This window comes from Spirillospora sp. NPDC047279 (assembly GCF_040643285.1).
Lineage (GTDB): Bacteria > Actinomycetota > Actinomycetes > Streptosporangiales > Streptosporangiaceae > Spirillospora.
Map to the genome: position 1 here is coordinate 103,638 of NZ_JBEYUA010000014.1, position 13,687 is coordinate 117,324.

The 13,687-nt window shown below is 73.5% G+C and carries 12 protein-coding genes; 9 read left to right on the forward strand and 3 right to left on the reverse strand.

The features are described 5' to 3' along the window. Window positions 1–65: 65 nt before the first annotated feature. A complete protein-coding gene (locus ABZ810_RS32140; RefSeq protein WP_358409699.1) occupies window positions 66–545 on the reverse strand; it encodes a hypothetical protein in 480 nt (159 codons plus the stop codon). Between the two features lie 114 nt (window positions 546–659). Here ABZ810_RS32140 and ABZ810_RS32145 point away from each other — a divergent pair, with 114 nt between their 5' ends. Next, on the forward strand, window positions 660–2,789 hold the full coding sequence (locus ABZ810_RS32145) for a RecQ family ATP-dependent DNA helicase (protein WP_358409700.1): 2,130 nt from the start codon (window positions 660–662) through the stop codon (window positions 2,787–2,789). Between the two features lie 114 nt (window positions 2,790–2,903). Then, the gene (locus ABZ810_RS32150) at window positions 2,904–3,971 is read left to right on the forward strand and encodes a LysR family transcriptional regulator (protein WP_358409701.1); all 1,068 of its coding nucleotides are present in this window, start codon (window positions 2,904–2,906) and stop codon (window positions 3,969–3,971) included. Here ABZ810_RS32150 and ABZ810_RS32155 read toward each other — a convergent pair. Further along, on the reverse strand, window positions 3,961–4,887 hold the full coding sequence (locus ABZ810_RS32155; RefSeq protein WP_358409702.1) for a sugar kinase: 927 nt from the start codon (window positions 4,885–4,887) through the stop codon (window positions 3,961–3,963). The genes ABZ810_RS32150 and ABZ810_RS32155 overlap by 11 nt on opposite strands. Window positions 4,888–5,111: 224 nt before the next feature. Between ABZ810_RS32155 and ABZ810_RS32160 the strand changes: the two genes are divergently transcribed. After that, window positions 5,112–7,577, forward strand: a complete 2,466-nt coding sequence (locus ABZ810_RS32160; protein ID WP_358409703.1) for a GNAT family N-acetyltransferase — start codon at window positions 5,112–5,114, stop codon at window positions 7,575–7,577. Window positions 7,578–7,599: 22 nt separating this feature from the next. On the opposite strand, the gene ABZ810_RS32165 is transcribed toward ABZ810_RS32160, so the two are convergent. After that, window positions 7,600–7,836 carry a hypothetical protein gene (locus ABZ810_RS32165; protein ID WP_358409704.1) on the reverse strand — a complete coding sequence of 79 codons (237 nt, stop codon included), beginning with the start codon at window positions 7,834–7,836 and terminating at the stop codon, window positions 7,600–7,602. 135 nt (window positions 7,837–7,971) lie between these two features. On the opposite strand from ABZ810_RS32165, the gene ABZ810_RS32170 reads away from it, so the two are divergent. The 6 genes from ABZ810_RS32170 (at window position 7,972) to ABZ810_RS32195 (ending at window position 13,652) form a co-directional block, all read left to right on the forward strand. Continuing rightward, on the forward strand, window positions 7,972–8,553 hold the full coding sequence (locus ABZ810_RS32170) for a DUF5998 family protein (RefSeq protein WP_358409705.1): 582 nt from the start codon (window positions 7,972–7,974) through the stop codon (window positions 8,551–8,553). 56 nt (window positions 8,554–8,609) lie between these two features. Then, window positions 8,610–9,695 carry a nucleotide pyrophosphatase/phosphodiesterase family protein gene (locus ABZ810_RS32175; RefSeq protein ID WP_358409958.1) on the forward strand — a complete coding sequence of 362 codons (1,086 nt, stop codon included), beginning with the start codon at window positions 8,610–8,612 and terminating at the stop codon, window positions 9,693–9,695. A 68-nt stretch (window positions 9,696–9,763) separates the two neighbouring features. Then, a complete protein-coding gene (locus ABZ810_RS32180; protein ID WP_358409707.1) occupies window positions 9,764–10,594 on the forward strand; it encodes a sulfurtransferase in 831 nt (276 codons plus the stop codon). 94 nt (window positions 10,595–10,688) lie between these two features. Then, complete coding sequence (locus ABZ810_RS32185; RefSeq protein WP_358409708.1) at window positions 10,689–11,291, forward strand: hypothetical protein; 603 nt, start codon at window positions 10,689–10,691, stop codon at window positions 11,289–11,291. Then, complete coding sequence (locus tag ABZ810_RS32190; RefSeq protein WP_358409709.1) at window positions 11,288–12,499, forward strand: hypothetical protein; 1,212 nt, start codon at window positions 11,288–11,290, stop codon at window positions 12,497–12,499. The genes ABZ810_RS32185 and ABZ810_RS32190 overlap by 4 nt, the downstream gene beginning before the upstream one ends. Continuing rightward, window positions 12,489–13,652, forward strand: coding sequence for a hypothetical protein (locus ABZ810_RS32195; protein WP_358409711.1), 1,164 nt, complete (start codon window positions 12,489–12,491; stop codon window positions 13,650–13,652). Before ABZ810_RS32190 ends, ABZ810_RS32195 begins: the two co-directional genes overlap by 11 nt. The last annotated feature ends 35 nt before the right edge of the window (window positions 13,653–13,687 follow it).

A 13,687-nucleotide genomic window follows, 5' to 3' on the forward strand; every position in this document is an offset into this window, starting at 1 on the left:
CCGCCGTACCGCCGTACCGCCGTACCGCCGTACCGCCGTACCGCCGTGGCGCCTTGCACCGCTCCTCAGCGAGAGCGGCGGGGGCGGGCGGCGCGCATGGCGAGCCTGACGATCAGCGCGCCCAGGCTCAGCGTGAGGCCGAGGCCGACGCAGACCCCGGCCAGGGTGCCGGCGGCGTCGCTGCCGGGGAAGAGCCCGTAGAGCACGGCGGTGACCACGGCCGCGATGCCGATCGGGGCGGCGATCGCCGTGGCGGGGACCCGGCGGGGGCGCGGCCCGTCCGCCTGCGCGGCGGTGCGCACGACGGTGGGGACGGCGGTGCGGACGATCACGTACACCAGCGCGAGGATCGCGATCCCCTGCACGCCGATCAGCGCGAGCCCCACGGCCGACGCCCCCAGCAGCATGTTGGTGATCGCCAGGCTCATGCCGAGGAGGCAGAGGGCCATGACGGACGGTGCGGGGCCGGACGCGCCGGGCCGGTCGGAGCCGTGGGCGTCGGGTCCGGGCTCGTCGGGATCGGGCGCGGAGTGCTGCTCGTCCATCGTTCTCTCCTTCGCTACGTAACTCACCTAGCAAGCTAAACAGTAGAGCGAGTTAGTCAGGATCACAACCTAGATTGCGTGCACAGTGTCGGGGGTGGCTGATAGCAAGGGGGGATGGCCACCGATGAGACCGTGCTCGCCGACGACTCCCAGCGCGACGACTCCCTGCGCGACGAGGCGGAGGCCTGCCTGCGCGCGCTGGCGGGCGAGCACGCCCGGCTGCGTGACGACCAGTGGACGGCGATCCACGCGCTGGTCGTCGAGCGGCGGCGGGCCCTGGTCGTCCAGCGCACCGGCTGGGGCAAGTCGGCGGTCTACTTCGTGGCGACCCGGCTGCTGCGGCGGCGCGGCGCCGGCCCGACCGTGATCGTGTCCCCGCTGCTGGCCCTGATGCGCAACCAGATCGAGGCCGCCGACCGGGCCGGCATCCACGCCCGGACGATCAACTCCGCCAACACCGAAGACTGGGAGCAGGTGTTCGCCGAGGTCGAGGCGGGCGCGGTCGACGTCCTGCTGGTCAGCCCGGAGCGGCTCAACAACCCCGATTTCCGCGACCTCGTCCTGCCCAAGCTGGCCGCGGGCGCCGGCCTGGTGGTCGTCGACGAGGCGCACTGCATCTCCGACTGGGGCCACGACTTCCGGCCCGACTACCGGCGCCTGCGCACGCTGCTGGCCGACCTGCCGCCCGGCGTCCCGGTGCTCGCCACCACCGCGACCGCCAACGCCCGGGTGACCGACGACGTCGCCGAGCAGCTCAGCGGCGAGGCGCTGGTGCTGCGCGGGCCGCTGGAGCGCGAGTCGCTGCGGCTGGCGGTGGTCAAGCTCCCGGCGGCCGAGATGCGCGTCGCGTGGCTGGGGGAGCACATCGACCGGCTGCCGGGCTCGGGCATCATCTACACGCTCACCGTGGCCGCGGCCCACGAGATCGCCGGCTACCTGCGCGAGCGCGGCTACGAGGTGGCCGCCTACTCCGGCCAGACCGACCCGGCCGAACGCCTCCAGGCCGAGCAGGACCTCCACGACAACAAGCTCAAGGCGCTCGTCGCCACCAGCGCGCTCGGCATGGGCTTCGACAAGCCCGACCTCGGCTTCATCGTGCACGTGGGCGCGCCGCAGTCGCCGGTCGCCTACTACCAGCAGATCGGCCGCGCCGGGCGCGGGGTCGAGCGGGCCGAGGTCGTGCTGCTGCCCGGCCTCGAAGACCGCGACATCTGGGCCTACTTCGCCGGGCTCGCCTTCCCGCCCGAGCCGGTCGTCCGCGCCACCCTCGACGCCCTGGAGGCGGCCGGCCGGCCGCTGTCGACCGGCGCGCTGGAGCCGCGGGTCGACCTCAGCCGCGGCCGCCTGGAGATGATGCTCAAGGTGCTCGACGTCGACGGCGCGGTGCGGCGGGTCAAGGGCGGCTGGACCGCCACCGGCGAGCCCTGGGCCTACGACCGCGAACGCTACGAGCGGGTCGCCGCCGAACGTACCCGCGAGCAGCAGGCCATGCTCGACTACCTCGACACCACCGGCTGCCGCGAGGAGTTCCTGCGCCGCCGCCTGGACGACCCCGCGGCGGCGCCCTGCGGGCGGTGCGACAACTGCACGGGAGAGCACTGGCCCGCCGACGTCAGCGACGCGGGCGCCGCCCAGGCGCGCGACCGCCTGCGCCGCCCCGGCGTCGACGTGGCGCCGCGCAAGATGTGGCCGACCGCGGTCAAGGACGACCTCGGCGTCTCCGGCCGCATCGGCCCCGACGTCGTGGCCGAGCCCGGCCGCGCCCTCGGCCGTCTCACCGACATCGGCTGGGGCAACCGGCTGCGCGAGATCCTCGCCGACCACGCCCCCGACACCGAGGCGTCCGCCGAGATGTTCGACGCCGTGGTCAAGGTGCTGACCGCCTGGGACTGGGCCGAGCGCCCGGCCGGCGTCGTCTCGGTCGGCTCGCGCACCCGGCCGCGCCTGGTCGGCGGGCTGGCACGGCGCATCGCCGAGATCGGCCGGCTGCCTTACCTGGGCGAGTTCGTGCCGCTGGGGGAGCCGGCGCCGCGCCGCCACAACAGCGCCCAGCGGCTGCGCTCGGTCTGGCACTCGCTCGCGCTGCCCGACGACGTGGCCGAGGCCGCCCGTGCGGCGGGCGGCCCGATCCTGCTGGTCGACGACCGTATCGAGACCGGCTGGACGGTCACCGTCGCGACCCGCCAGCTGCGCCAGGCGGGCGTTCCGGCCGTGCTGCCCCTCGTGCTCGCTGTGATCAACTAGCGGGCGATTGGACCGTTTCGACCGAAGGATGTCCATCCGGCCAGTTCAAATGGCCTTCCGGGTATTTTCTGCCAGTTCTGCCGAGGCCCGGTGGGAGTAGTACCGTCCCTGTCCGTGTCTTCGAAGACCCCAGCCTCCGTCACCGCCCAGCGGGCCCTCGACCTGCTGCTCGACTGCCCGCCCGCGCTGCTCGACACTACGTTCGACCAGTTGCGGACCCTGCTCGTCGTGCACGAGACCGGGTCGGCGCTGCGGGCGGCGCGGGCGCTCGGTCGCGAGCAGTCCAGCGTCCAGAAGCAGCTCGACACGCTCAACCGCAACTGCCAGGTCCTGTGCGGCGAGGTGCTCACCATGCGGCAGGGGCGGGGCAAGGACTACCTGTTCACGCCCACCGGCGAGGCGTCGGTCAGGCTGGCGCGCACGACCATCGAGCACTGGACGGAGTCGGTCCACCTCAGCCGCCGCCGGCTCGGCCGCATGCTCACGGTCGGCACCACCGAGTTCACCCTCCCGATCATCTCCCGGGCCTGGGAACGCGTGCAGGAGGAGTTCCACGAGGAGGACGTCGAGTTCAAGGTCGTCCACGTCCGGACCAAGGACCTGTGGTCACGGCTGGAGACCCGCCAGGTCGACCTGATGTGCGGGAGCATCGTCAGCACGCCGGACGGCGACGTGCGGCTGCGCGACTACGACGTGGTCGAGTTCGCCTGCGGCTCTCCCATCCTGCTGACGAACCTCACGCCCGAGGACCTGCCCGACGACCCGGTGCCCACCAGCAGCCTGGCCGACATCCCGCTCGTCCTGCCGCCCGCCGGGCTGATCGCCGACTTCCTGGCGTGCTGGTACGGGCAGAGCTTCCGCGACCGCCTCGACGTGGTCGCCGACATCGACGACATCCACTACGGGCTGTCGTTGCTGCGGTCCGGCTTCGTCCAGGGCTGCATGGTGGTGACCGAGTCGATCGGCCGCCGGATGTCGGGGCACCGCGACCCCGACGAGATGCCGCTGCGGTCGCTGCGCCTGCACGACGACATGGAGCCCAAGGCCGAGATCATGACCGGTGCCTTCGCCCGGCGTGCCGACCTGCGGCGGTACGCCGCCGGGCATCCGCTCAACCGGCTGTGGCAGGCGGTGCGAGAGGACGGCGCCCGTTTCCGGGCGCCGGCCCGCGCTAGTTCTTGATCGGGTTGTCCATCACGTCGAGGCTCGGCCGGGCGCCCAGGTGCTGCATGGCCTGCACGGCGAGGCGGTTGCCGGCCGCGAGGGCGTCGGCGGGCGGCTTGCCCTCCAGCCACGCGGGCAGGAACCCGGCCACGAACGCGTCACCGGCGCCGGTGCCGTCGATGATCTTCTCGATCGGCTCGGCGGCCACGGTGATCGGCTCGGGACGGCCGTTGGTGTACCAGAGCGCGCCGTCCGCGCCGGTCTTGATGACCACCTGCGGGTACCAGGCGGTGAGCACCTTGGCGGCCTGCTCGGGGGTGTCGCGGCCGGTCAGCACCTCGGCCTCGTCGGTGTTGACCATCAGCAGCCGGGCGCCCTGCGTCCACTCCAGGAACGGCTCGGCGCCCATGCGCTTGAGCGGCGACGACGAGCCGCCGTCCACCGTGATCGACATCTGGGCCTTGCGGGCCAGGTCGAGGGCGTGCTTGGCCGCCTTGCGGCTGCCCTCGTTGATCAGCGCGTAGCCGGACAGATGCAGGTGGGTGCCCTGGTTGAACAGGTCCTTGCACCGCTCGATGTCCTCGGGCAGCAGGGCGGCGTTGGCGCCCGGGTCGGAGAGCATCGTCCGGTCGCCCTTGTGCGTGATCAGCACGACACAGGTGCCGGTCGGGCGTTCCTGGTCCATCACGAGGCGGGCGTCGACGCCGTACCCCATGAGTTCCATGTCCCGGTTACGGCCCGCGATGTCGGAGCCACGCCGACCCACGAACGCGACCTCGACGCCCTCCAGGGCGAGCCAGGAGGCGACGTTGGCGCCCGAGCCGCCCCCGTGCGAGGTCACGGCGGCGGGTGTGTCGCTGCCCTTGGCGAGGGGGAAAGCGGCACGGGCAACGGTGTCAGTCATCAAATCGCCGACCACGACCACGCGCGTCATGGAGTCATCACCTCGATCAACACGGCCCGCGCGAGCGGCATTCAGGGGCGTGTGGACGACCGTAACAGCTCTTGGACCCCGATTAGGTCTCGAACGCGCAGCGAAAGCCGGGAACAGGGCTTTTTTGCACGGAGTTGCACTGGTTTCCTCCGGGCCGAACGTCCGGATCATGCCCGGGACCAGTGGTGACGCCCCTGCCAGGTCCGTGCCTTACGCTCGGGTACGTGACCGAAGGGCAGCCGGAGCACCGGCCGGAGTATCCGGCCCACTGGGAGGCCGACGTCGTCCTCACCGACGGCGGCACGGCGCATCTGCGCCCCGTGCGCAGCGACGACGCCGAGTTGTTGCGCGCTTTCTACGCCCGGCTCTCGCCGGAGTCGATCTACTACCGCTTCTTCTCGCCGCGCCCGCAGCTCACCGAACGTGAGATCGAGCACTTCACCACCGTCGACTACGACCGGCGGGTGGCGCTCATCGCCACGATCGCCGGGTCGATGATCTCCGTCGTCCGCTATGACCGGTTGCCCGACCGTCCGGGCACCGCCGAGGTGGCGTTCCTGGTCGAGGACGCCCACCAGGGCCGCGGGCTGGGCGCCGTCCTGCTGGAGCACATCGCGGCGGCGGCCCGCGAGCGCGGCCTCACCCGCTTCGTGGCCAGCGTCCTGCCCGACAACCGCCGGATGACCAGGGTCTTCCGCGACGCCGGCTACCGCGCCGAGCAGCACTTCGAGGACGGCGTGATCGAGCTCGTCCTCGACCTGGAGCCGACCGAGACCTCCGTCGAGGTCATGGCGGCCCGCGAACACCGGGCCGAGTCCCGGTCGATCCAGCGGCTGCTGTTCCCGCGTTCGGTGGCGGTGGTGGGCGCCAGCCGCGCCGAGCACAGCGTCGGCCAGACCGTGCTGCGCAACCTGCTGCACGGCGACTTCAGCGGCCCGATCTACCCGGTGCACCCGACCGCCATGGCGGTCGCGGGCGTCCGCGCGTACGCCTCGGTCCTCGACATCCCCGACGACGTCGACCTGGCCGTGGTCGCGGTGCGGGCCGACTCCGTCCACCAGGTCGTCGAGCAGTGCGCCGGCAAGGGCGTGCACGGCCTCATCGTGGTGTCGTCCGGCTTCGGCGAGACCGGGCCCGAGGGCCGCGCCAGCCAGGGGGAGCTGGTGCGCCTGGCCCGCGCCTACGGCATGCGCGTGGTCGGCCCCAACTGCCTGGGCATCGCCAACACCGACCCCGAGGTGCGGCTCAACGCCACCCTCGCGCCGACCATGCCCGGCCGCGGGCCGGTGGGCTTCTTCTCCCAGTCCGGCGCGCTGGGCATCGCGATCCTGCAGCGCACCGCCGAACGCGGCCTCGGGCTCTCCTCGTTCGTCTCGGCGGGCAACCGGGCCGACGTGTCCGGCAACGACCTCATGCAGTACTGGGAGGAGGACGAGGCCACCAAGGCCGTCCTGCTCTACCTGGAGTCGCTGGGCAACCCGCGCAAGTTCACCCGCCTCGCGCGCCGCCTCAGCCGCCGCAAGCCGATCGTGGCGGTCAAGAGCGGCCGCAGCACCCAGGGCGTGCCGATCGGCCACGCCGCCAGCGCCCTCAGCCTGCCCGACCACGCGGTGAGCGCGCTCTTCGCCCAGGCGGGCGTCATCCGCGTCGAGGACCTCTCCGAGCTCTTCGACGTCGCGCAGCTGCTCGCCTACCAGCCGCTCCCGGCCGGCGACCGGATCGCGATCATCGACAACTCCGACTCGCTCGGCCTGCTCGCCACCGACGCCGCCGCGGCGCTCGGCCTGGAGGCGCGCCGCCGCATCGACCTCGGCCCGCTGGCCGACGCCGACGAATACGAGGCGGCACTGGAGACCGCGCTCGCCGACGAGACCGTCGACGCCGTCGTGGCGCTGTTCACCCCGCCCACCATCGGTGGCTACGACCTGCGCGTCCCCGAAAAGCTCATGCGCCTGGCCGCGGGCAGCGACAAGCCCATCGTGGCCACCTACCTGGGCTCCAAGGGCATGCCCGCCGACCTGCGGGTGGCGGCCCCCGACGGTTCGGCGGGGGAGGGCTCCATCCCGTCCTACCCGGCCCCTGAGGACGCCGTCCGCGCCCTCGCGTACGTGATCCGCTACGCGCAGTGGCGGCAGCGCCCGCCGGGCCGGCTGCCCGAATTCACCGACACCGACCGCAGGCGCGCCCGCGCCCTGGTCGAGGAGTGGCTCGAGGCGGGCACCGCCGAGGCGGGCCACGACCAGGCCGTCGAGCTGCTGGCCTGCTACGGCGTCGGGGTCGGCAAGTCCCCCGAGGGCGCCGGGGTGCCGACCCGCGTCGTCGCCTCCGAAGACTCCTCCTTCGGCGCGATCATCTCGTTCGGCCTGGCCGACGAGACCGCCGCGCTGCTGGACGACCGCGCCTACCGGCTCGCGCCGCTCACCGACGTGGAGGCCGCCGAGCTGGTCCGCGCCATCCGGACGGCCCCGCTGCTGCTGGGCCACCGGGGCGCCGCCCCGGTCGACGTGGCGAGCCTCGAGGAGCTCCTCCAGCGCGTGGCCAAGCTCGCCCACGACCTCCCCGAGGTCGCCAGGCTCGTCCTGGACCCCGTCCAGGTGTCACCGTCCGGCGTGGCCGTCCAGAGCGTCACGCTCCGGCTGGAGCGCCCCCGGGGGCCCCGCCCCGAGCTGGGCCCCCGGAGAATGCCCTAGCCGGGCCGCCTAGCCGGGCCGCCTAGCCGGGCGGAGGCGGCGGGCTGGGCTCCGGCGTCGGCGGCACCGGGTCCGGGGCGGGCCCGGGCGGCACCGGGCTCGGCGGCTGCGGAGCCGGGCCGGGCGTGGGGCCGGGCGCGGGCTCGGGCGGCGGAACGGGCGGCTCGGGCGGCGGGATCGGCGGTTGCGGGCCTGGCGGCGCCGGCGCGGGCGGCGGTGGTACGGGCGGCGGCGACGGCATCGGATTCGTGTATTCCATGACATGTCTCGTACCCCCGGATCGACGAGATGACCATGTCGCGCACCGGCGGTGGTTCGGCAAGCGGATCACCAAGTGGATCGACAGGGGCCCCGCCATGTGCGCGGGCCGCCCGGAACAGGGCAGGATGGGGTCATGAGGGAAACCCGAGAGACGGCCCACGGGTTGCGGACCGCCATCGAGCGCAGCGGTTATTACCCGGCCCTGGTCGCGGAAGCGGTGGAGTCGGCCATCGGTGCCGAGTCAGTGCTTGCTTACGTGGTCCATCACGAGGCGACCTTCGACCCAGCGATGGAGGTCAGGCGGCACGTCACCGTGCTGGTCCTGTCCGCGAGCCGGCTGCTGGTCTGCCACACCGACGAGCACCCGCCGGGCGAGGGCATGGCGCAGCCGCACGCCTCGACCACCACGGAGGCCGTCAGGATGGACCGGGTCCAGTCGGTCGCGGTGACCCGGGTGGTCCCCGACCCCGCGTCGTACGTGCCCGGCGTGCCGCCCACCGAGGTCGTGCTGACCATCGGCTGGGGCGCGATCGCCCACATCGACCTGGAGCCCGCGACCTGCGGCGACGAGAACTGCGAAGCCGACCACGGCTACACCGGCAGCGTCACCGCCGACGACCTGTCCCTGCGCGTCAGCGAGGCCGCCGACGGGGCCGACGCGGTCTCGCAGGTGCTGGCGTTCGCCGAGGCGCTCTCGTCCTCCATCACCCATTGAGCGGCCGTCCGCCCGGCGCGCCCGCGCCGCCGCCCGTCCCGGTGCCGCGGTACGGGATGGGCGCGCTGGCCGACGTGCCGACCTCGGTGCTGGCGGCGCTGGACGTGCCCGGGTTCGCCAACGTCCTGGAGCTGCCCGAGCTGCCGCGCGCCTGCGTGCTGATCATCGACGGGCTCGGCTGGGAGCTGCTGCGCGCCCATCCCGACGAGGCGCCGTTCCTGTCGACCCTGCCCGGCGGGCCGCTCACCGCGGGGTTCCCCGCCACCACCGTCGCCAGCCTCGGCTCGCTCGCGACCGGCCTGCCGCCCGGCGGGCACGGCCTGCTCGGCGTGCAGGTGGCGATCCCCGGCGCCGGACGGCTCCTCAACTGCCTGCGCTGGAAGGACCCGGAGGTCGACCCGCGGACGTTCCAGCCCGCCCCGACCGTCTACGAGAAGGCGGCGGCCGACGGGGTGGACGTCTCGTACGTGGCGCTCGGCTTCTACCGCGACTCCGGGCTCAGCAACGCCACCGTGCGCGGCGCGACCTACCGTCCCGCCGAAGACCTGGGCGAGCTGGTCGGGCGCACGCAGCAGGCGCTGCGCGAGGGTGACCGCTCGTTCGTCACCGTCTACCACGCCGACCTCGACTCGACCGGGCACCGCTACGGCTGCGGATCCGACGACTGGCGGTTCCAGCTGCGCTTCGTCGACCTGCTCGCCGAACGCATCGCCGCGGTGCTGCCCGCGGGCTCCGCGCTCTATGTCACCGCCGACCACGGCATGGTCGACCCGACCGAACGCGTCGACTACGACCAGGTGCCCGAGCTCCAGGCGGGCGTCGCGATGCTGGGCGGCGACGCGCGCTGCCGCTACGTCTACGCCGACGACGGTGCCGCGCCCGACGTCCTCGCCGCGTGGCAGGGGCTTCTCGGCGACCGCGCCTGGGTCTACTCCCGCGAGGACGCGGTGGCCGAGGGCTGGTTCGGCCCGGTCGAGCCGGAGATGCTGGGCCGCATCGGGGACGTCATCGCCGTGCCCTACACCGACATGGCCATCATCGCCTCCCGGCTCGAACCCTTCGCGTCCCTGATGACGGGCATGCACGGCTCGCTCGTACCCGCCGAGCAACTGGTCCCGCTCCTCCGGGTGACACGCGCCTAAGCTGGGGCAACGTGACAAACGATTCCGCGCCTCTCCCGAATCCGGGCGCCGCCGGTCAAACTGGCGATGTGCACCCTCTCATCGACGCGTCCGCGCTGGCCCGATCGCTCCGCAGGGAGCCGTCGCCGACCCTTCTCGACGTCCGATGGCACCTGTCCGGCCCGCCCGGAATCGAGGCCTATCGCCACGGTCACCTGCCCGGCGCGGTCTTCGTCGACCTCGACCGCGACGTGGCCGGGCCGCCCGGGTCCGCCGGCCGGCACCCGCTGCCGGGCCCGGCAGCCTTCGAGGAGGCCATGCGGCGCGCCGGGGTGCGCGCGGACGTCCCGGTCGTCGTCTACGACGACGCCGACTCCACCGCGGCCGCCCGCCTCTGGTGGACGCTGCGCTACTTCGGCCACGAGCACGTCCGCGTCCTGGACGGCGGATACCGCGCCTGGAAGAAGGCCGGTCATCCCGTCACCACCGACGACCCCGCCGTCAAGCCCGGCGACTTCGTCGCCCAGTCCGGCCGCCTCCCGGTCCTGGACGCCGACGGCGCCGCCGAACTCGCCAAGTCGGGCGTCCTGCTCGACGCGCGGGCCGGCGAGCGCTACCGGGGCGAGGCCGAGCCCGTCGACCCCGTCGCGGGCCACATCCCCGGCGCCGTCAACGCCCCGACCCTGGGCAACGTCGGCGTCGACGGCCGCTTCCTGCCGGGCGACCTGCTGCGCGAACGTTTCGCCAAGCTCGGCGCGACTGACGCCGCCGACGTGGGCGCCTACTGCGGCTCCGGCGTGACCGCCGCGCACGAGATCCTCGCCCTCACCGTCGCCGGCGTGCCCGCCGCGCTCTATGTCGGCTCCTGGTCCAACTGGGTGAACGACCCGGCGAATCCGGTGGCGACGGGCGAGGCCTGAGCATCGTTCACTAGACTCACGCCTCATGCGGCGCGGGTGGTCTGACCTGGTTTCTGGTGCTCTGGGGGCGGGAGTGCTCCTCGGCGCCTTCGTCATGCCCGCCCCAGCGGCCGCCTCCGACCGCGGAGATCAGCTCGCGGCGGTCCTGAAACGCGACCCGATCTACGTCACCGACCATGCCCCGCGCGCCCTGCCGGCCGACGCCGCCGCCCGGATCAAGGCCTCGGTCTCCCGGCTCGGCGTGCCCGCGTTCGTGGCGGTCACGCCGAGCCTGCCGAACGAGGACGCCGACGACCTCGTCGCACTGCTCCACGACCGGCTGGACAAGAACGGGCTCTACATCGTCGTCGCGCCCTCCGGCACCCCCGGCGAGGCGCGGCAGTTCGGCTCCGGCCGGGTACTGGACGCCGAGATGTCCTGGTCGGCGGCCAACAACGAGCTGCCGACCGACGCCGGAGCGGTCAAAGTGATCGAGCGTTTCGTCGAGGTCTCCCTGTCCGGGAAGGCCCGCGAGCGCCGCGACAACCGCGCACCACGCCCGCCCTCCCGTACCCGCATCGCCCTGGACGCCCACGACCGCACCGAGAAGGAGGCCGAGCGGAAGGAGACCCGGGCCTTCGCCGCCGGCACCGCGCTGAGCGGGGTCACGATTCTCGGCGGCCTGGTCCTCCTGCGGCGGTGGAGGACCCGCCGATGATCCTGCGCCCCCTCCTCGCGGCCCTCGTCGCGATGATCGCCCTCGCACCCCCCGCCCTCGCCGAGCCCTATCCGCCGGGCGCCGACAAACGCCTCACCCGCGTCACCACGGCGCTGGCCCGCGACCCCCTCTTCGTCGACCCGGACCTCTCGTTCACCCTGAACGGCGCCGACCGCGCGCGCGTCAAGACCGCCATGGCCACGACCAGCCAGGCGCTCGGCACCCCGGTCTTCGTGATCCTGATCCCCAACCCGCAGGAGTCGGAGACCCAGGGACGCGGCGACGCGCTGCTCCACGCCCTGCACGAGCGCCTCGGCCGCGACGGGCTCTACCTGATGGCCGACTCGCGGGCACGCTTCGAGGTCGAGGGCTTCAACGTCCCGCGCCGGGTGTCCTACGCGGACATCGACTACCAGCGCGACTCCCAGAACCCGTTCAACGGCCTCACCGTCCGCCTGATCGCCCGTCTCGACGGGGTGCGCATCTCCGAACAGAGGCGGCCCGTCCAGCCGCGCCTCTACTCCACGCCGGAGGCGTTCGGCAAGGAGGTCGAGCTCAGGCCGGAGAAGGCGGAGGAGGGCGGCCCCTTCCTCCTCGGGCTCCTCCTCGTGGGCCCGCTGGGCGCAACGGTGCTCTACTGGCTGGGCCGCGGCGCGCTGGGGCTCCGGCCGAGTCGGCGCCGGAAGCGGAACACCACGCCCCGCAAGCTCACCAGGCCGTCCCTCCGCAGGCTTCGCCACCTGGCGGCCACCGAGCTCAGCGGTCTCGGCGACGAGCTCCCGGGCGCCGACGAGGACAACCCGGGGCACACCTACGCCGCGTCCGCGTACGACGCCGCCAAGATCCTCCACGACGAGGCCGGCGACAAGCACCTCGACCTCGTCGGCGTCATCGTCCTCGCCCGCCAGGGCCGCGCGGCGCTCGCCGACCGCGACCCCGAACCCGCCGCGCCCTGCTTCGTCAACCCGCTGCACGGCGCGTCCACCGTCCGCCGGAAGACCGGCCTGGTGCCCGAACGCCGCCCCATCTGCGACTTCTGCGCCAAGCTCAAGCCCGCCGAGCTCCGCGGATGGGCGCTGCGCGTCCCCGTCGGCTCCAAGGGCCCGCAGCCGCACTACACCGTGCCGGGAGTCTGGCGCGACACCGCGTTCGGCGGCACGGGCAAGAACCTCGTCCCCCGCGTCCTGGAGTATCTGGGTGTCGACTGAACCCTCCGCAGGTGAACGCCTCGCCGCCGCCCTCCGCCGTTCCCCGATCTACGTGGACCCGTCGCTGGAGAGCGCGCTCCCGCCCGCCGAGCGCCGCGCCCTCCTGGCCAAGCTCCAGAAGGCGCCCGCGCCCACGTTCATCCTGCTCGTCCCGCTGGTCAAGGGCGGCACCTGGAACGACGCCGACCAGCTCGCCACCGTCGTCCAGTCCCGCCTGGGCAGCAAGGGCATCTACATCACGCTCAGGGACGACCCCAACGACGTCGCGGCCCGCGAGTTCGGCGTCGAGCACCAGGCCCGCCGTGCCGCCTGGGCCGCCACCCTCGACGACAGGCTGCGCGACGCGCCCCTCTCCGCCAAGCTCTCCCGCACCCTCGACCTGATCATCGCCGGCACCGGGGAGCAGGAGTACCGGCGCATCTCGGCCGAGATCGACCGCCGCTACCGCAGCCGCAACCCCTCCCCGCGGACCGCCCCGGGCGAGGACTCCGGCACCGGCCTCACCCTGCCCCTCGCCGCCGGGGGAGCGGCCGTCGCCGCCGTGGCGGCCCTCCTGATCTGGCGCCGCCGCAGGGTGCCCGCCGTCAGGCACAGCGAGGTCCTCCTGTCCCGCAACGTCCTCGCCACCGCCGCCCGCGCCTCCGAGGACCAGCTCCGCGAGCAGGCCGCCCACGAGGTCGTCACGTTCGGCGAGGTCCTGGACGACGTCACCGTCACCGGCGAGCGCGCCAGCGAGCTCATGACCCGCGCCCTCGACGCCTACCAGGCGGCGGGCAAGGTCCTCGACTCCGCCACCGGCGTCCCCGACCTCGCCGGCACCCTCGTCCTCGTCGACCAGGGCCGCGACGCCCTGGCGTCCGCCCAGTCCGTCACCGAGGGCGGCGCCGAGCATCCGCCGACCCCCCTCTGCTTCTTCAACCCCCTGCACGGCGACGGACCCGTCCCCGTCACCTGGCGCCCCCTCGGCAGCCGCCGCAGCCTCGACGTCAAGGCCTGCCGCACCTGCGCCAAGGCCGTCCGCGCCAAGAGGACCCCCGCCACCCTCATGGACGGCGACACTCCCTACTTCGAAGCCGAGAGCGTCTGGGCCGAAACCGGCTACGGCCACCTCCGCCAGGACCTCATCGCCCGCCTCCAGCGCGGCGAACGATGAGTTTCCGCCTCCACCCTGGTCTCCTCGGGTAAGCC